The following is an 18,762-nucleotide window of genomic DNA, read 5'->3' on the forward strand; positions in this document are numbered from 1 at the left end:
CATGGCGCTTTTTAAACAAGATACATCTAAGTCAGCTAGTATGGCGAGGAAAAAGAAAATGGCAGGGCTAGACGATGATTACCGCTCAACCCTGTTAGAGTCTGGGATTAAAATGCGCTAGCCGTGGAGCGTGGTGCCTCAGTGGTAGAAATGGCTGAAGCCGAATACATGGTATCGAGCACAGGTTATATTAAAAGTGTCGCAGATTTAGAAGCCATTCCGCTGGGTACTAATGCCAATGGCACGCCACTGCAATTACGTAATGTGGCTGATATAAAACTTGGGCCGCAAATGCGCCGTGGTATTGCCGAACTAAACGGCGAGGGTGAAGTAACCGGTGGGGTGGTAGTGATGCGCTTTGGAGAAAACGCCGAAGCAACCATAAAACTAGTAAAAGAAAAGCTAGAGTCGCTCAAAAAAGGCCTGCCAGAGGGAGTTGAAATCATCCCTGTGTACGACCGCTCAAACCTTATTACCCAAGCGCTTGATAATTTAAGCTCAAAGTTAATTGAAGAGTTAATCGTCGTGGCCTTAGTGTGTGTGGTGTTTTTATTCCATATACGCTCATCGATCGTAGCCATTATCACGTTGCCAATGGGTATTTTAACGGCTTTTGTGGTGATGTATTGGCAAGGTATAAACGCCAATATCATGTCGCTTGGTGGTATAGCGATTGCCATTGGTGCAATGACCGATGGCGCTATCGTGATGATAGAAAATATGCATAAGCATATGGAGAAAACCCCACTGACCGACGAAAATCGTTGGCAAGTGGTGATGGACTCAGCCGCAGAAGTCGGGCCCGCGTTATTCTTTAGTTTATTGATCATCACTGTTAGCTTTATGCCTGTGTTTATTCTTGAAGCACAAGAAGGACGCATGTTCTCGCCTCTGGCTTACACAAAGACTTATGCGATGGCAGCTTCGGCTGGTTTAGCGATTACACTGGTGCCGGTATTAATGGGCTACTTTATTCGCGGTAAAGTTATTTCGGAGCAGAAAAACCCTGTAAACCGCTTATTGGTGGCAGCCTATAAACCCTTGTTAAATGCGGTATTAAAAGCGCCGAAAACAACACTGGTACTGGCATTAGTGTTGGCTGCTATTGGCTTTTACCCGGTTAATAAAATTGGTAGTGAGTTTATTCCTCCCCTTGATGAGGGCGACTTAATGTATATGCCTACTACTTACCCAGGTATTTCAATTGGTAAGGCCCGTGAAATCTTACAGCAGACCGATAAGCTAATTGCCAGTGTGCCAGAGGTCGAATCGGTATTTGGTAAGGTAGGTCGTGCAGACACTGCCACAGATCCTGCGCCGCTGACCATGATCGAAACCTTTATTCAGTTAAAGCCAAAGTCACAGTGGCGAGAGGGTATGACAACCGAGAAACTGAAAAAAGAGCTCGATAATCTGGTTAAGTTCCCAGGGCTTACCAATGCGTGGGTTATGCCAATCAAAACCCGAATCGACATGCTTGCCACTGGGATTAAAACGCCTGTGGGGATCAAAGTAGCAGGGCCAAAGCTGAGTGAAATTCAAAAAATCGGTGAGCAAATTGAAGTCATCTTAAAAGACTTACCGGGCACGGCTTCGGTTTATTCAGAGCGCGTTGCTGGTGGTCGCTACATCAAAGTTGATATCAACCGTGAAAAAGCAGCACGTTACGGTTTAAACATTGCTGATGTGCAACAGGTTGTTGCTACTGCTATCGGTGGTATGAATGTGACCGAAACTGTTGAAGGGCAAGAGCGTTACCCTGTTAATCTGCGCTATCCACAAGATTATCGCGACTCGCCAGAAGAGCTTAAGTTATTACCGATAGTGACACCAAACGGACAGCGTATCGCATTGGCCGATGTAGCTCATGTCTTTATCGAAGATGGCCCGCCGGGTATTAAAAGTGAAAATGCCCGCATTAATGGCTGGAGCTTAATTGACATTGAAGGCAGTGATATCGGCAGTTATGTTGAGCGTGCGCAACAAGCGCTGCATGAGCAACTCGAGCTACCTGCTGGATACTCAATTACGTGGGCGGGGCAATATGAATATATGGAGCGCGCAAAAGCCAAACTCAGTTATGTATTGCCACTCACCTTGGCAATCATTGTGGTGCTGTTATACCTCAATTTTAGAAGCTTTATTGAGGTGGCAATGATCATGCTGACCTTACCGCTTGCGATGATAGGCGGTATTTGGCTGATGTACCTTGAAGGTTTTAACTTCTCGGTTGCTGTTGGGGTTGGTTTTATTGCCCTAGCTGGGGTTGCTGTGGAAATTGGCGTAATTATGCTGGTTTATCTCAACCAAGCTTATCAAGATGCTAAAGCGCAATCAGCACAGTTCACGGTTACAGAACTGCGCCAAGCAATCATCAATGGTGCGGGCCTTCGGGTTAGACCAGTGATGATGACAGTTGCCACTATTATCATTGGTCTACTGCCAGTACTTTATGGCACTGGAACGGGCAGTGAGGTGATGAGCAGAATAGCCGCGCCTATGGTCGGCGGGATGCTCAGTGCCATAGTTTTAACACTACTTGTGTTACCTGCGCTTTATTTTATATGGCGTAAACGCCATCTATAAATTTTACAGTCAGTGTGTAACTTGTACGCTTTTACTTGCTGAAAGTTACACATTTCATTTTTAAGTGACTGAAAATTAATGAGTTTATTGCTGGTGTGATTTATGCAAAGTCATATTAAATTGATTTTGATAAGGAATGCACATGCAAGTTAAAACAATACAACAAGTTTATGATTGGACCGTGTTATTTCATACTCAAATGGCAGCCAATTTCCACAGCATTAAAGACTTACTGGACGAGCATAATCAAATGCTGGTGGACTATTATCTGCAATATGAGAAGAAACTAGCAGAAGATCTCGTTGGCTTTAAAGCCATTACAGAAATAAACACGCTTGATACCTATTGCTATGAGTATTTTGCTGAAAACCCAGAGCTAATTACTTTTAACGATATCAGCACAGATCAGCAAATTGATGAAAAGGCGATTCAGGTTTACTTAACCACGCAACACCAAAAAGTAATCGACTTATACGAGTACTTGGTATCGCGAGCTGATACAGAGCAAAGCAAAGAAAAGCTCGAACGTTTACTTGAGCTTGAACATCAAGGCCTTAAGCAAATGATGCAAAGCTCTAACCGCCATATGGATATGTAATCGATTAATCTATTAATCAGCTTAATGAAAATCGAGTAAGAAGCCGACTTTTTTAAGGTATTTTTGCTCTTGCTGTAAGTCAGCTAAAAGCAAGGTATGTTCTTTAAGCCACTTATTGTGAAACTTTAAGAACATACTATTTTGCTTGGCTGTTACCTCAAGTTTAAAACCTTGATCGGTAATACGCTTTTGGTTCAATAGTACCGCTAAGCGCAAAATCACAATAAGCTGCAATATTTCATAATGCTGCATGGTATGCAGTGCAGGAAACTCTTCTAAACGAATTTTCTTACGATAAAAACGGATCATGCAACTAAGCAAGGTTTGTTGTTGCTGCGTAAAGCCAGGCAACTGACTATTCGCAACGATATACGCACTGTGCTTATGTATCCCTGATGAATTAACCCCTAAGCCAATTTCATGCAGCTGCGCGGCCCAATCCAGCAAGTTGATGTAGTCAGGATCGGTAAGTTGCCATGCCTCTTTTACTTGTTCAAACAGCCACTTTGCAGTTGTCGAGACGCGGTTAGCATGCTCTTTATCTATGGCGTTACGCTCAGATAGGTTCGCTATGGTATTAGTGCGAATATCTTTGTGGGCGAGCTTTTGCTGCATTTCATGTAGCAGGCCTTCACGAAGTGAAAAGTCGCTGTATTGCAACGCTTCGATTTTAAACAGCCTAAATATCGCAATTAAAATAGCTAAACCACCACAAATACTCACTTGCCGCTCAGGTGTAAGACCTTCAATTTGTAGTGCTTTTATTTGTTTAGCTGCAATAAACTGAGTTTTTAGTTCTAATAATCGCTCTAATGTAATCAGCTCTTGCTCGGCATCGTTAGCATTGATCATGGCAAGGATAGATTTAATAGTGCCTGATGTTCCCACCACAGATTGCCAGCCAGCCGATAAGTAGTTGGCGAAAATCACTTCGAGTTCTTGCTCTGCGCGAACTTCAGCTTTGGCAAAGCGCTTAGCAGTGATTTGTCCATCTGCAAAAAACTGCTTGGTGTAACTAACACAGCCCATATTACGGCTAGTAAGTAATTTATGTTTAAAGTGTTTGCCAATGATGAGTTCGGTACTGCCGCCGCCGATATCAATGACTAAGCGGTTTTCATCGTGATGAATGTAATGGGCAACACCTTGGTAAATTAAGCGCGCTTCCTCCTGCCCCGATATTACTTCAATTGGGTAAGGAAACACTTTACTTGCTTGGGTTAAGAACGAATGAATATTTTTAGCGCGGCGTAATGTGTAAGTTGCCGCCACTTTAACATTCTCAAGGGGGAAGTCCTGCAAGGTAGTAGCAAACTGCTTAAGAATCGCCAGCGCGCGTTCGATTGCTTCTTGGCTTAAATGATTTTTATCATCTAAACCGTCAGCTAAGTAAACGCGCTGCTTTTCTTTGTGTAAGATTTGCAAAGAGCCATCGACCTCTCTTGCCACCACTAAATGAAAACTATTTGAGCCTAAATCAACGGCAGCAATTGAGGGATAATCATTCATTATTATAGTTACTTTCCCATTTCTTAAGGTGGTCATAAATGGCAATTTGCGAGCGAATTTTCTTACGATTGCCGCGGCGCACATAGCTGTTTTTTTGTTCGCTATCGATTATGCGTGCTTTTGTTCTATCTTTAAACTGTAGCTCAAGAATATCAATAATAAGCTGTTTTAATTTTTCATCATAAATCGGTGCGGCTACTTCAACGCGATGATCAAGATTTCGGGTCATCCAGTCTGCCGATGAAATATAAACCTTTTCGTCGCCATTATTATGAAACACCATCACCCGAGGGTGCTCTAAAAAGCGGTCAACGATACTAATAATGCGAATGTTTTCGTTAACGGCAGAAGGCACTAACGAGCACATGCCACGCACAATAATGCGAATTTTCACACCGCGTCTTGCGGCAAAGTAGAGGTGATCAACCAGCTCTTTATCAACAAGGTTGTTTATTTTGAGCGTAATTCTACCAGCCTTACCATGTTCTACATTTGTTATTTCAGCATCAATTAGCGACATAATAGTTTGTCGTGCGTTGACTGGCGAAATCATCAAATGATCAAATTGAAATGGTTTATAGCTGCTTTCGATAAACTTAAACACACTATCGCACTCTTCACTAATGCCCTCAAACTTGGTGAATAAGCTAAAGTCAGTGTAGATTTTGGCGGTTTTTTCGTGGAAGTTACCCGTGCCTATATGGGCATATTTCACTATGTTGTTCTTTTCTTTACGGTGAATAACGCATAACTTACTGTGAACTTTCAACGCAGGAATACCAAAGATCACTTTAACACCGGCATTGCTTAGGGTTTTTGCCCATTCAATATTGTTTTGTTCATCAAAGCGCGCTTTCAGCTCAACCATTACTGTTACGTGTTTGCCATTTTTGGCGGCATTAATAAGCGTAGAGACAAGTCGAGACTGACTCGCAACGCGATAAATATTGACCTTAATTTGGGTTACATCTGGGTCAAATGCTGCTTGGCGTACAAATTCAAGTAAATGGTTAAAGGTGTGATAAGGGTAATACAGTAAAATATCTTGCTCTGAAATAGCATCAAACACACTTGAATGATTGTTAAAAGCCGTGCTTTGTAATGCAGGCAGTGGTTTGTTCTCTAAATACTGACGGCCAACATTCGGGAACGCAATAAAATCGCGGAAATTACGGTAACGGCCGCCGGGGATCAGCGCATCATGTTGGCTTATATTAAGGCGCTTTTTCATCACTTTAAGCATCTCAGCTGGCATGCTCTCGTCATAAACAAGGCGCACAGGCTCTGCAGAAATACGTTGTTTTAGACCTTTTGACATTTTATCAAGCAAGCCTTCTTCAAGCTCGTCATCTAAGTTGTATTCGGCATCACGGGTGAGTTTGATGGCATAACATTGAATATCATCAAAGCTAAAAAAGCTGCTAAATACATCGCGAATAAAGTAGGCGATGATGTCATCTAGCATCACAATGGTTTTGTGACGGCGCGTTTTCTCTGGTGGCAAAATAACAAAACGAGATACGCGGTCGGTTGGTACTTCCATCATGGCATAATGACTTTTTTGGTTGGTCATCTCGACAAACAAATAGGTCATGGTGTCGTTGATTTGATCTGAGTAGTCTTTCTTTTCAGAGAGTAAAATCGGCAATATGTGTTGCAGCACATTGTCGTGGAAGAATTTTTTCAGCCAACTCAAGTGAAAATCAGATAGCTCCTCAGGTAACTCAACGTGAATATTGTGCTCGTTTAAGTCATTTAAAATGTCTTTATGAATTTGGTTAAACTTTTTACCAAGCTGCAGCACCTTACTTTGGATCTGATGAAGTAGTATTTCGTCTTCTTCAAAGTTCGCATCAGGAATTTTATTAAGTAATATTCGGCGTTTTACATCAGCAACACGGACACGGAAAAACTCATCCATGTTGTTTGAATAAATACCTAAAAAGCGCATGCGCTCAATAATCGGGTTAGATTTATCTTTAGCTTCTTGCAGCACGCGTTCATTAAAAGACAGCCAACTTAGCTCTTTCGCAAAGTAGTTAACGGCTTGAGAAGAAGAATGTGATGCGTTCATCTGGTTTTCCAACGTTTATATCTAGTTAGAATATAGAGGATGCAGATGACGTTTGTATGACGTATTTATCACTTTTATGACATACATGTCAGTTTTGTGACATGTATGTCGTTAATTTTAAAGCTTAGTTTAAGTTTAAATATCCCTATAAACTTGCTTGTTATGCGTCCTCAATATCAACAATTAAGTCTGTGGTAATAGACTCGAGTGCCGTGATTACTTCGTCCTTGTTCATGCCTATTGGCAAAGCGACGGTGGCAACAGCACTAAAAATTGGCACACCCCAGTTAGGTGCACTTTGTTGTTTTGAATTTAGGTGAGTGATATTCGCTCCTTTGTGACGAATAACGCTGGCAAGCTCTTGCACAATGCCAGGTCTGTCGTTGCCAGTAATGACAAAATTGATTTGTTCAGATTTTTCTTCTGAAAGTGTTTCTGCGCCGCGTTCAATTCTGATTTCTAAATACGGCAGACTATGCAATGCGTCTTGCAGCTCTTGCAGGTGCTCTTCAGGCACTGCTGCCTCAATGATCCCAGCAAAGTGACCTGCAAGGTGGCTCAAATTACTGCTTAACCAGTTACCATGATGGTTTAAAATTGTGGCTGAAAGGTCTTCAACTAGGCCGGGTTTATCTGGCCCCAAAATAGTAATTACTAACTGCTTCATACTTATATCTCTATAAAAATGCCTCTGAAAAATGCAATAAAAGGAAGGAGGCGTTGGTTAAAAATGATTCTTATTGTCGAAAAAAATAAGTCATCTGAGTATTGATGCAGTTTTATTGTTTGTCCAATTTTTTCCATATAGTTATAAAAAATTAGTTATAACAGTTTGTTAGCTTGTCAATTTGGTCATTATAAATACGCAGAGCAATGTCGCAATTTGGTCATTTTTTAACTTTAAACTACGTCCCTGAAATACTCGCTTTATTACACTGAATTATGACGTTTGTAACATTACTGTCATCTTGGTGAAATATAATGCGCGCAACGTTAAGATTTAAGGGTGTTTTGATGACTTCCAATCCGAATAAACCTACCTTTCATACGGATAGAAGCCGTCTATTTAAAGACAGGTTTGCCAAGTGGGGTATTTCCGCAGGTGGCGTAATGGTGCTAGTAGCACTGCTACTTATATTCTTTTACCTTCTTTATGTTGTTCAACCTATTTTTGAGTCAGCAAAAGTAGATACACGTAACAGTGTAAAACTACAAAATGCGTCAGAAGTTGTAGGTCTTGGCATTGAAGAACAAACAGAAATTGCCTTTTTACTCGGTGAAAAAGGTAATGTGGACTTTTACAATGTTGAAAAAGAGCAATTTGGTAAAAAGATCACCACTCTTAATACAGAATTACCAAGCGATGTAAGCAGCTTCGCAAGCTCTGCACCGTTTCAGGGGCAATACGCATACGGCCTAGAAAATGGCTCTGTGGTTGTGGTTGCGCCAAAATTCTTAGTGACATTCCCGAACAATCAACGCAAGTTAACACCACGTTTAGATTACCCGCTGGGTGATATGGCGCTTGAAGTTGATGAGCAAGGTGCGGCAATCACTAAATTTGCATTTAGCCACTACGAAGATAAAACAGCTGTTGTTGCTTTAACGGCTGACAAGCGCGTTATATTCAGCAGCTTTGTGGGTGAAGAAAACATGTTCACCGGCGAAGTAGAGTGGGTTGTTGAGCGTACTGAGCTTGATATCGAAGGTCGTGTTGATGAGCTATTAATCTCACCAGATACAACACGTACATTTGTGCGTTCAGCAAATCAAATTTACGTATATGATACCCGTTACCCTTCTGAAGTTGAGCAAATCCAACTGCTTGCAGCTAACGAAGAAAACGCGAACCTAGTTTCAACTCAGCTATTGGCTGGTGCCAACTCACTGATGCTTGCTAACGATAATGGCGAAGTTTCACAGTGGTTTGAAGTAAACACTGAAAATGGTCGCCAGTTCCAAAAGATTCGTGCATTTGAAACCAGCAAGCAATCGAAACTAAACATTTTCACCGAGTTCTACCGTCGCACCTTCTTCACAGCAGGTGCTAACGGTGAGCTAGGTATTTATTACACAACTAGCGATGCCAAACTGTGGCAAGGTAAAGTAAGCGAAGGTCCAATTCAAAACTTTGCAATTGCGCCACGTTCAAATGCGGCACTTATTCTTGCTGATGACGCGCTAAAAGTAATTGAAATTCATAACGAGCACCCAGAAGTAACTTGGTCTGCATTATGGCAAGAAGTATGGTACGAAGGCTACCCAGAGCCGGGTTATATCTGGCAGTCAACGTCTGCAAGTGATGACTTTGAATCTAAGTTCTCATTAGTGCCAATTTCGTTCGGTACGATTAAAGCGGCAATGTACGCAATGTTATTTGCGGTACCCATTGCGCTTTCAGCGGCAATTTACACGGCGTACTTTATGTCGAGTGAATTACGTAAAGTGGTTAAGCCGACTGTAGAAATCATGGAAGCATTACCAACGGTAATCTTAGGTTTCTTAGCGGGTCTTTGGTTAGCACCATTAATTGAAGAACATTTACCAGCGATTGTCGGATTATTAGTATTGCTGCCAATTGGTATCTTATTAACCGCATTCGGCTGGAATAAGCTACCGGCGTCAATTCGTCACCGTATTCCTGAAGGTTCGCACTCAATTTTACTTATTCCAGTGGTTATTTTCATCGGCTGGTTATCGTTTGCGATGAGTAACTCAATTGAGCTTTGGATGTTTGACGGCAATGTGCGTCAGTACTTAACCAATGAACTGGGTATGACGTTTGACCAACGTAACTCACTAGTTGTTGGTATTGCGATGGGCTTTGCTGTTATCCCGACTATCTTCTCAATTGCTGAAGATGCGGTATTCAGTGTTCCTAAGCACTTATCAAACGGTTCATTAGCACTAGGTGCAACACAATGGCAAACATTGGTTCGCGTAGTATTACTAACAGCAAGCCCAGGTATCTTCTCAGCAGTAATGATGGGTCTAGGCCGTGCTGTAGGTGAAACAATGATTGTACTAATGGCAACAGGTAATACACCTATTATGGACTGGAGTATCTTCCAGGGTATGAGAACACTTGCAGCGAATATCGCGGTAGAAATGCCTGAGTCTGAGGTAGGTAGCTCGCATTATCGCATTCTATTCTTAGCAGCATTTGTATTATTCATATTCACATTCATTTTCAACACAGTGGCTGAGTTTGTTCGACAGCAACTGCGTGATAAATACAGTTCAATGTAGGTGGAGAGACACGACATGGTAAAGCAGTGGTTTAAGTCTGGTTCTCCTTGGATTTGGATGACCGGCGGTGCGGTAAGCATCAGTTTAATCTCGGTTCTTGGCTTACTAGCCATGATTGCTTGGAAAGGTTTAAGCTTTTTCTGGCCATCAGAAGTAGTGCAATTTGAGCTGCAAGGCTCAGTTGAAAAACAAACAGTTATCGGTGAAATTTATGACCGTGAACTAGTTGCAAAATCACGTATTGAGGCGACGGGCGTTGATTTATCTCATTACGATAAAGAGCAACTAGAGCGTTTATTGATTAAAACAGGTAACCGTGAGTATGTAGCTCTAGATTTCCGTTGGGTACTAGAGACAGACATCACATCGCGTACTGCGCCAGCTGAGCTTGCTGTATTCGAGCGTAGTAAAAACGGTAACTTCTACGGTTATGTAGAACAGGTTATTAAAGACGGTGAAGTTATCACAGATAACAAAATCGACGTGCTTTATGATCTTGTAGACCGTGCTGTTGATCTGAATGACCAAGCGTTAGACTTACAAAATGGTGATATTGGTCATATTAACTATGAACTTGAGCGTTTACGCTTAAGAGAAAAGGCATACCAGCTTGATAACGAACTAACCGATGAGCGTGTTGCTGAGCTTGCACAAGCGCGTGCTGAGCTACGTGCTGAGTACACAGTGCTAGAAAAGCAGTTATTCGCGCTTCGTAAACAAGCAAAGCGTGACCAAGTAACTGTAAGAGACATGCGTGGTGAAGTGGTTACTTTACCTTTGTATCAAGTTCTTGATGTGTGGTTCCCTAATGACATGGGCTTCTTTGCTAAGCTTGGTCACTATTTTGTACAGCTTGGTAAGTTTGTAGCAGATGACCCACGTGAAGCTAACACTGAAGGTGGTGTATTCCCGGCAATTTTCGGTACCGTGTTCATGGTATTACTAATGGCAGTGATTGTGACGCCGTTTGGTGTTGTTGCAGCGATTTACTTACACGAATACGCAGCAAAAAATGCCGTGACTAAGATGATCCGTATCGCGGTAATCAACCTTGCGGGTGTACCTTCGATTGTATACGGTGTATTTGGTCTAGGTTTCTTTGTATACATGCTAGGTGGCAGTATTGACCAATTGTTCTACCCTGAGTCATCGCCAAGCCCAGTATTTGGTACGCCAGGTGTGATTTGGTCTGCTTTAACGCTAGCAATTTTAACGCTTCCTGTTGTTATTGTTTCGACTGAAGAAGGTTTATCACGTATTCCAAGTACGGTTCGTCATGGTTCATTAGCACTTGGCGCAACAAAAGCAGAAACGCTATGGCGCATCATCATTCCGATGGCAAGCCCAGCGATTATGACAGGTTTAATCTTAGCGGTTGCACGTGCAGCCGGTGAAGTAGCACCACTAATGCTTGTTGGTGTTGTTAAGATGGCGCCAACACTGCCACTTGACGGTAACTTCCCATACATACATTTAGATAGAAAATTTATGCACTTAGGTTTCCACATTTACGATGTTGGTTTCCAAAGCCCTAACGTAGAAGCGGCACGTCCGCTGGTATATGCCACGGCATTCTTACTGGTATCAGTAATTATCGCCCTGAATATCACCGCGATTGGTATTCGTAACCACTTACGCGAAAAGTTTAGAGCTCTTGAGCATTAATACAGAATTTTTATAGGTAGACAGAGATGATTACAGTTGCACCACAAGTAAACCAAGCGAAAAGCGCGGCAAAGCTAGATTTAGATAACCTAACTGCAGAACAAACAGCGTTAGAGATTAAAGACTTAGATCTATACTACGGTGATAAACAAGCGCTTAGCGGCGTAAATATGAACATCCCAAAAGGTCAGGTAACAGCATTTATCGGTCCATCGGGTTGTGGTAAATCAACACTTTTACGTTGTATCAACCGTATGAACGACCTTGTTGATAGCTGTCGTATCGATGGTGAGATCTTACTACATGGTCACAATATCTATGATAAGAATGTAGATGTTGCTGCACTACGAAGAAATGTCGGGATGGTATTCCAACGTCCTAATCCATTTCCAAAATCAATCTACGAAAATGTCGTTTATGGCCTACGCTTACAAGGTATTAAAGAAAAGCGTAAACTAGACGAAGTGGTTGAACAATCTTTACGTGGCGCGGCGTTATGGGATGAAGTTAAAGACCGTTTACACGATAGTGCATTTGGCCTATCGGGTGGTCAGCAACAGCGTCTTGTTATTGCTCGCTCAATTGCTATCGAGCCTGAAGTACTACTTCTGGATGAGCCTACATCGGCACTAGATCCAATTTCTACTTTAGTTATCGAAGAGCTAATTAACGACTTAAAGAATAAGTTTACCGTGGTAATCGTTACTCACAACATGCAACAGGCTGCTCGTGTATCAGACCAAACTGCGTTTATGTACATGGGTGAGTTGATTGAGTATTCAGATACCAATACGTTATTTACAACACCAAGCAAGAAGAAAACAGAAGACTACATTACAGGCCGTTACGGTTAGTCAATAAAGTCACTTGGTACCGTAAACGAAATTTATAGAGGTAGACAATGGAACATAATATCAATAAACACATTTCGGGCCGCTTTAATGAAGAGCTTGAAAATGTGCGTAACCATGTATTAAACATGGGTGGTTTAGTTGAGCAACAACTAAACAGTGCACTGGATGCTGTTAGTAATGGTGATGCCGATCTTGCACAAAAAGTTCGTGAAAACGACTATAAAGTAAATGCAATGGAAGTGAACATCGACGAAGAATGTACACGCATTATCGCTCGTCGCCAGCCGGCAGCGAGTGACTTACGTCTTGTAATTGCTATTGCAAAAACAATTGCCGATTTAGAGCGTATTGGTGATGAAGCTGAGCGTATTGCTAAAGTTGCGCTGGACTCATTCACGAAAGATCAGCAAGACCTACTGGTGAACATTGAAAACATGGGTCGCCAAGTATCAAAAATGCTTCATGATGTACTTGATGCATTTGCACGTATGGATGTGCAATGTGCGTTTGAAGTACATAAAGAAGACGCCAAAGTTGACCGCGAATACGAAGCAATTACCCGTCAAATTATGACATATATGATGGAAGATCCACGCTCAATCCCGAAAATTATGGATTTAGTGTGGTCAGTACGTTCATTAGAGCGTATTGGCGACCGTTGCCAGAATATTGCTGAATACATCATCTATTTTGTTAACGGCAAAGATATTCGTCATACATCTCAAGAAGATATCGAAAAGTCGCTGTAAATTTAACTGCAACTTTTCATTATTAAAACGAGCGGCCTTTGGCCGCTTTGTCTATTATTGGTGATGTAAGGCAGAAAAAGCGTTCACAATCGAACACAATGCTGTAAAATTCGCAGCTGCCAAAGCATACTAATTTATAAAGGGTCAGTTATGCCTACAAATGCATTTTTAGGGGTTTTTGCTAAATCACCTATTAAGCCTATGGAAGATCACATTAAGAAAGTACATCAAGCAAGTAAAGCATTGATCCCTTTCTTTAATCACGTGTTTAAAGAAGAATGGCAAGAAGCGGAAGAAATCCGTCTAAACATTCGTAATTTAGAGCGTGAAGCTGATGAAATGAAACGTAACATCCGCCTTCAACTACCTCGTGGCTTATTTATGCCTGTTGAGCGTACCGATTTGCTAGAGCTTGTTACTCAACAAGACAAAATTGCTAACAAAGCAAAAGATATCGCAGGTCGTGTAGTTGGTCGTGAGATGATCATACCTACCGAAATCCAAACAGATTTCCTTGCTTATGTAACTCGTTGTGTTGATGCGACTAAACAAGCGTCAAAAGCAATCAATGAGCTAGATGAGCTGCTTGAAACGGGCTTCAAAGGTCGCGAAGTGACTTTAGTTGAAAAAATGCTCGTTGAATTGGACGCTATTGAACAAGACACGGATGACATGCAGATCAAAATTCGCCGTCAATTGCGCGCCATCGAAAATGAACTTAACCCTGTTGACGTGATGTTCTTATACAAGATCATTGAGTGGGTAGGCGAGCTTGCAGATATTGCAGAGCGCGTAGGTTCTCGTCTTGAGCTGATGTTAGCTCGTTAATTAAAAATCAGTTCAAACACGAAAAAAATTAAAGGTTCACACAATGGATATCATTGCAAATTACGGCACGTTATTGGTTTTAACTGCCGCCGCAGTCGGTTTCTTCATGGCTTATGGTATTGGTGCAAATGACGTTGCCAATGCGATGGGTACATCAGTAGGCTCAAAAGCACTTACAATTAAACAAGCAATCATCATCGCGATGGTGTTTGAATTCGCTGGCGCATACCTTGCCGGTGGTGAGGTTACATCTACAATCCGTAAAGGGATTATCGATGCCACGCCGTTTATGGACATACCTGAGTTAATGATACTAGGTATGATTGCCGCGTTATTCGCTGCAGGTAGCTGGTTATTAATTGCCTCTTTCTTAGGCTGGCCAGTATCTACGACTCACTCAATCATAGGTGCCATCATTGGTTTCGCATTAGTTGCAGTAGGTAGCGAAGCAATCCAATGGAACAAGGTAATGGGTATCGTAGGTAGCTGGATTGTTACCCCTGCTATCTCTGGTTTTATTGCTTACTTGATTTTCATGAGTGCGCAAAAGCTAATTTTTGACACTGATGCACCTCTTAAAAATGCTAAGCGTTACGTGCCTATCTATATGGGTCTAGCGGGCTTCATCATGTCGCTTGTAACAATCAAGAAAGGCTTAAAGCACATTGGTATCAACTTAGGTGCTGTTGAAGGTTATGCCCTTTCTATCGCGATTGCTGTTGTAGTTGCTATCATCGGTAAGATTGCGATTGCTCGCCTTAAAATTGACCCTAAAGCTGACAAAGCAATGCAGTTCAACAACGTTGAGAAAGTGTTCGCAGTACTTATGGTACTAACGGCATGTTGTATGGCTTTCGCGCACGGTTCAAACGACGTTGCTAACGCAATTGGTCCACTAGCTGCTGTTGTAAACATTGTTGAGCACAACGGTGAAATCGCTAAGAAAGCGGCTATCGCATGGTGGATCTTACCACTAGGTGGTTTAGGTATCGTTGCTGGTCTTGCTATTTTAGGTAAGAAAGTAATTAAAACAATCGGTGAAGGTATCACGCACTTAACACCAAGCCGTGGTTTTGCTGCTGAACTGGCTGCTGCTTCTACTGTTGTTATCGCATCAGGTACTGGTTTACCTATCTCTACGACACAAACACTTGTAGGTGCTGTTTTAGGTGTAGGTATGGCACGCGGTATTGCCGCACTTAACATGGGTGTTGTAAGAAACATTGTAGTTTCTTGGGTAATTACATTGCCAGTTGGCGCAGCCCTTGCTATTGTTATTTTCTATGTACTGAGAACTGCCTTCGGGGTATAAAAAAGTACTAAAAGACTTTTAGCTTGAAAAGATCTCAATGCCTTAGGTATTGGGGTCTTTTTATTTGCAGGTAGAGAATGAATAACTTACCAAGTATTAAACAACTACAGTATTTATTAGCAGTCCACCAACATCAACACTTTGGCCGCGCAGCAAGCGCCTGTTTTATCGGTCAATCAACCTTAAGTAGTGCAATTCAAAACTTAGAAGAAACTTTAGGTTGCCAGCTTATAGAGCGTGAAAACCGCAGCTTAATGTTTACCGCAATTGGTGAAGAGGTTGTCGAAAAAGCACGTAAGATTATTGACGACACCCTTAGCCTTAAAGAGCTGACAAAAAGCTTTTTAACGCCTTTAAGTGGCACACTAACGCTTGGTGTGATCCCGACGATTGCCAGCTTTATTGCTGCGCCTTTATATCATTTCTGCAAACAGACCTTTACCGAGTTAGAGTTAGTTTTGGTTGAAGACACCAGTGACAAGCTACTCGATAAACTTGAGCATGGCCAAATTGATATGGCATTACTTGCTTTACCGTATGACACTGAAAAGTTTCATACCCAAGTACTTGCAAAAGATCAGTTCAGCCTAGTGCACCATAAAGATTACACACCAGCAGATGGCGTGGAAGACTTTAACCTATTACCAGATGCGAGTGTGTTCTTACTAGAGCGTGAGCACTGTATGACAGGCCATGCGTTAAGTGCCTGCCATTTGAATCGCTCAAGCTGTATTAACCCATTTGAAGCGGCAAGCTTACATACCTTATTAAGTATGGTTGAACACCAGCTTGGTGTTACTTTCTTACCGCAAATGGCTATTAATGCCGGTATTTTAGATAAAAAAGATATGGTTGCTACGCCATCACAAGGCGATGCATACCGAGATATTGGCATTGTGTGGCGTAAAACCACAGGCCGGATCAGAGACTTTAGGCTGTTTAGTCAGCAGCTAGAGCTGTTTCTTAATAAGCAGTGTAGCTTAGACGGTCAATGCGACGAATAATAAAAAACCTCTAAATAAAACCCCAAATAAAAAATATTTGGGGTTTTTTATTATTTAAGCAAACTATTTTTTCCCTTCCCTCGACTAACATAATAACAAAACCATTAAAGGCAGATCAGATGACGAGGCTAGCGTGTTTTTTCAATCACTTGAGACACTAATTGCTAAAGCGCAACAGGGCAATAAACGGGCGTGGTTGAAATTAGTCAAGCAGCACGAAACACAGGTATATAACTATTGCCTAAGGATGTTAAGTCACCCTGATGATGCAATGGATTTAATGCAAGAGGTGTTTATTTCTGTTTATAAAAGCTTGCCGAGTTTTCGTGGTGAATCGAGTTTTAATACTTGGCTCTATCAAATTGTGCACCGGCGTAGTGTTGAATATTACCGCCGCCGTAAGCTGCATCAAGGTTTAGACGATATACCAGAAGAAAGCTGCGAGCATAGTGAGTTAGAAACCAATCAACTGCAATCTGAGCAGCATCATGAACTCAAAGCAATGATGAACAATTTACCCTGGGAGCAACGCTTGGTGGTGGAGTTAAAGTTTTTTCAGCACTGTACATTTGAAGAAATCGCTGAGCAATTAGGTATTTCGACCAATACAGCTAAATCAAGACTATACAGTGCTCTAGGCAAGTTAAAAGTGCATTTGGAGGCCGTAGATGGCTAATTTAGATTCATTATTTACCGCATGGTTAGAAGGCGAAAACCTCACTGATGAGCAAATTGCGTTGCTACAAGCCAATGCTGAGTATGCATCAATGATGAACAATGCAATGCAGTGGCAACAGCAAAGTCAACATTATGAAACGGTACCTGTTCCAAATTGGGATCGAGAGTCTACGATGCCGAAAGTGCAAAAAACGAGTCTGTTTTTTGGTGCTGGAATGTGGGCAGTGGCTGCTTCCATTGTATTTTGCGCATGGGTTTTTGTTAGTAATCCACAGCAAGGAAATCAGCAGTTACTTGAGCAAGTGGCCAAGCAAACCAATTTACTAGAGTCACAACAAAAGCAAATTGATCAGTTGCAAAACATCATTACTGCGCAAAACGAAGTGCAGCAACAACAAATGTACCAACTGGCCAAAGAAGCAATTAAAACCGGGCGAGTCGAGCGCCAAGAAGATATTGCCAGCGTACTTGCATATATCAAAACGCAGCGCGCCCAAGACCAAGCGTACTTACGTATGCAGTTAAATGATTTAGCAGAGCAAGTGGACGGCGGACCATTGCCAACCGTTGCCAACAATTTGGAGTATTAAAATGTCAAAATACAAATCAACTACGGCAGCCTTATTGCTTTGCACAGCAGTAAGCTTACAGGCACAAGCAAGTGATGAATTAGATAAAATTCAGCGTGAAGTCGGGATTATGGAAAAAATCCTCTCAGCGGCGTTAAAACAAGATACCGATAACAAGGTAAGAAATGTGTCTTCGAGTTATTTGCAGCATCAAGGTGTGGTGTTTAGCTTTGATGTACGAGGCAGTTCGCGCTGGTCTACAGTGTTTGCTTCTGTACCCGATGCGCCGCTGCCACCTATGCCTGATATCGACTTTGAAGAATTAACTGAAATCGAAGTGTTAGGCGAACATGTGCAAGTGATCAGCGATGCAGTAGTCGTGAAAACGCAAGAAGCCTATCAGCAAGCTATGGAAGTGATGCGCGAAAGCGCAGAACGAGTACGTGAAGTGGCTGAGCAAGAACGCGATGTGAGCCGTGAAATTCGCGACCTTGAACGTGAAAAGCGCGACCTTGAATTTGACCGTCGCCACGATAAAGATGCCAAAGAGCAAGAGCTCGAGAAGCGTAAACAAGCATTGCAAGCATCGATTAAAGAGCTTGAAAAGCAGCAGCAAAAGTTATCACAAAAGCAGCAACAAATGCGCAAAGAGTTAGCTGAGAAAAAACAAGCTCGTGTTAAAGAGCAAAAGCAACAGCTGGCTTCTTTAGCTAAGCAAGTAGATAAGAGCTTATCACTGACTTTATGTGATTATGGTAGCGGTTTAAGAAACCTGCCTAACGATGAACATGTCAGCTTTATCATCCGTGGTGTTAGCGAAGGTAAAACTGAGCAAGTAAAAGTATTTAAAAAGTCAGACATTAAAAAGTGTGTGGTTGGCGATATAAAAGCCGCGCAATTACTCGAAAAAGCATCAACTTATAGTTTTTAAATTCTCCCAACTAAAAAAGCAGCCTAAAGTGGCTAATGCTGATCAGTTAAGAAGTTGATCAGTTGACCGATCAGAATGATCATGCACAATCCGTAGTTAGGCAACTAACTACGGATTTTTTTGTGAATATAGAACAAGCTCTTCATTCTGCTTTCG

14 protein-coding genes and 2 pseudogenes are annotated in these 18,762 nt (G+C 41.9%); 13 read left to right on the forward strand and 3 right to left on the reverse strand.

Features of this window, described 5'->3' with window-relative positions:
- From ABMY41_RS18825 to ABMY41_RS18835, 3 genes and pseudogenes are all read left to right on the forward strand, one after another.
- Positions 1–121: pseudogene (locus ABMY41_RS18825) on the forward strand (ISAs1 family transposase); the annotation flags it as partial.
- Between the two features lie 11 nt (positions 122–132).
- A pseudogene (locus ABMY41_RS18830) lies at positions 133–2,586 on the forward strand (CusA/CzcA family heavy metal efflux RND transporter); the annotation flags it as partial.
- Between the two features lie 142 nt (positions 2,587–2,728).
- Positions 2,729–3,184, forward strand: a complete 456-nt coding sequence (locus ABMY41_RS18835) for a hypothetical protein (RefSeq protein WP_349275877.1) — start codon at positions 2,729–2,731, stop codon at positions 3,182–3,184.
- Between the two features lie 21 nt (positions 3,185–3,205).
- Here ABMY41_RS18835 and ppx read toward each other — a convergent pair whose 3' ends face one another.
- From ppx to ABMY41_RS18850, 3 genes are all read right to left on the reverse strand, one after another.
- Positions 3,206–4,693 (reverse strand): exopolyphosphatase, encoded by a 1,488-nt coding sequence (gene ppx, locus ABMY41_RS18840; protein ID WP_054563523.1) that lies wholly within the window; start codon positions 4,691–4,693, stop codon positions 3,206–3,208.
- Positions 4,686–6,767 (reverse strand): polyphosphate kinase 1, encoded by a 2,082-nt coding sequence (ppk1, locus tag ABMY41_RS18845; RefSeq protein WP_349275879.1) that lies wholly within the window; start codon positions 6,765–6,767, stop codon positions 4,686–4,688. Before ppk1 ends, ppx begins: the two co-directional genes overlap by 8 nt.
- Before the next feature lie 160 nt (positions 6,768–6,927).
- Positions 6,928–7,434, reverse strand: coding sequence for an ACT domain-containing protein (locus tag ABMY41_RS18850; protein WP_054563525.1), 507 nt, complete (start codon positions 7,432–7,434; stop codon positions 6,928–6,930).
- A 347-nt stretch (positions 7,435–7,781) separates the two neighbouring features.
- Between ABMY41_RS18850 and ABMY41_RS18855 the strand changes: the two genes are divergently transcribed.
- The 10 genes from ABMY41_RS18855 to ABMY41_RS18900 all read left to right on the forward strand — a co-directional run bounded on the left by ABMY41_RS18855 (position 7,782) and on the right by ABMY41_RS18900 (position 18,606).
- The gene (locus ABMY41_RS18855; protein WP_287243689.1) at positions 7,782–10,016 is read left to right on the forward strand and encodes an ABC transporter permease subunit; all 2,235 of its coding nucleotides are present in this window, start codon (positions 7,782–7,784) and stop codon (positions 10,014–10,016) included.
- Positions 10,017–10,031: 15 nt separating this feature from the next.
- Positions 10,032–11,681 carry a phosphate ABC transporter permease PstA gene (pstA, locus tag ABMY41_RS18860; RefSeq protein WP_130167225.1) on the forward strand — a complete coding sequence of 550 codons (1,650 nt, stop codon included), beginning with the start codon at positions 10,032–10,034 and terminating at the stop codon, positions 11,679–11,681.
- 26 nt (positions 11,682–11,707) lie between these two features.
- On the forward strand, positions 11,708–12,535 hold the full coding sequence (pstB, locus tag ABMY41_RS18865; RefSeq protein WP_062566615.1) for a phosphate ABC transporter ATP-binding protein PstB: 828 nt from the start codon (positions 11,708–11,710) through the stop codon (positions 12,533–12,535).
- A 47-nt stretch (positions 12,536–12,582) separates the two neighbouring features.
- Positions 12,583–13,284 (forward strand): phosphate signaling complex protein PhoU, encoded by a 702-nt coding sequence (gene phoU, locus ABMY41_RS18870; protein ID WP_054563528.1) that lies wholly within the window; start codon positions 12,583–12,585, stop codon positions 13,282–13,284.
- A gap of 150 nt (positions 13,285–13,434) precedes the next feature.
- On the forward strand, positions 13,435–14,112 hold the full coding sequence (locus ABMY41_RS18875) for a TIGR00153 family protein (RefSeq protein ID WP_054552477.1): 678 nt from the start codon (positions 13,435–13,437) through the stop codon (positions 14,110–14,112).
- Positions 14,113–14,155: 43 nt separating this feature from the next.
- Entirely contained in the window at positions 14,156–15,424 is a 1,269-nt protein-coding gene (locus ABMY41_RS18880; RefSeq protein ID WP_175079140.1) for an inorganic phosphate transporter, read from the forward strand.
- A gap of 77 nt (positions 15,425–15,501) precedes the next feature.
- Entirely contained in the window at positions 15,502–16,428 is a 927-nt protein-coding gene (locus tag ABMY41_RS18885; protein WP_054563531.1) for a hydrogen peroxide-inducible genes activator, read from the forward strand.
- A gap of 133 nt (positions 16,429–16,561) precedes the next feature.
- Positions 16,562–17,104, forward strand: coding sequence for an RNA polymerase sigma factor (locus ABMY41_RS18890; RefSeq protein ID WP_054552480.1), 543 nt, complete (start codon positions 16,562–16,564; stop codon positions 17,102–17,104).
- A complete protein-coding gene (locus ABMY41_RS18895) occupies positions 17,097–17,696 on the forward strand; it encodes a hypothetical protein (RefSeq protein WP_349275884.1) in 600 nt (199 codons plus the stop codon). Before ABMY41_RS18890 ends, ABMY41_RS18895 begins: the two co-directional genes overlap by 8 nt.
- A gap of 1 nt (position 17,697) precedes the next feature.
- Entirely contained in the window at positions 17,698–18,606 is a 909-nt protein-coding gene (locus ABMY41_RS18900; RefSeq protein ID WP_054563534.1) for a hypothetical protein, read from the forward strand.
- Positions 18,607–18,762: the final 156 nt, after the last annotated feature.

The organism is Pseudoalteromonas sp. BZA4 (genome assembly GCF_040104395.1).
Classification (GTDB): Bacteria; Pseudomonadota; Gammaproteobacteria; order Enterobacterales; family Alteromonadaceae; genus Pseudoalteromonas.

Bases quoted from the DNA above. Each gene is read 5' to 3' on its own strand.
- ABMY41_RS18835 (WP_349275877.1), top strand. From the start codon at position 2,729: ATGCAAGTTAAAACAATACAACAAGTTTATGATTGGACCGTGTTATTT.
- ppx (WP_054563523.1), bottom strand. From the start codon at position 4,693: ATGAATGATTATCCCTCAATTGCTGCCGTTGATTTAGGCTCAAATAGT.
- ppk1 (WP_349275879.1), bottom strand. From the start codon at position 6,767: ATGAACGCATCACATTCTTCTTCTCAAGCCGTTAACTACTTTGCGAAA.
- ABMY41_RS18850 (WP_054563525.1), bottom strand. From the start codon at position 7,434: ATGAAGCAGTTAGTAATTACTATTTTGGGGCCAGATAAACCCGGCCTA.
- ABMY41_RS18855 (WP_287243689.1), top strand. From the start codon at position 7,782: ATGACTTCCAATCCGAATAAACCTACCTTTCATACGGATAGAAGCCGT.
- pstA (WP_130167225.1), top strand. From the start codon at position 10,032: ATGGTAAAGCAGTGGTTTAAGTCTGGTTCTCCTTGGATTTGGATGACC.
- pstB (WP_062566615.1), top strand. From the start codon at position 11,708: ATGATTACAGTTGCACCACAAGTAAACCAAGCGAAAAGCGCGGCAAAG.
- phoU (WP_054563528.1), top strand. From the start codon at position 12,583: ATGGAACATAATATCAATAAACACATTTCGGGCCGCTTTAATGAAGAG.
- ABMY41_RS18875 (WP_054552477.1), top strand. From the start codon at position 13,435: ATGCCTACAAATGCATTTTTAGGGGTTTTTGCTAAATCACCTATTAAG.
- ABMY41_RS18880 (WP_175079140.1), top strand. From the start codon at position 14,156: ATGGATATCATTGCAAATTACGGCACGTTATTGGTTTTAACTGCCGCC.
- ABMY41_RS18885 (WP_054563531.1), top strand. From the start codon at position 15,502: ATGAATAACTTACCAAGTATTAAACAACTACAGTATTTATTAGCAGTC.
- ABMY41_RS18895 (WP_349275884.1), top strand. From the start codon at position 17,097: ATGGCTAATTTAGATTCATTATTTACCGCATGGTTAGAAGGCGAAAAC.
- ABMY41_RS18900 (WP_054563534.1), top strand. From the start codon at position 17,698: ATGTCAAAATACAAATCAACTACGGCAGCCTTATTGCTTTGCACAGCA.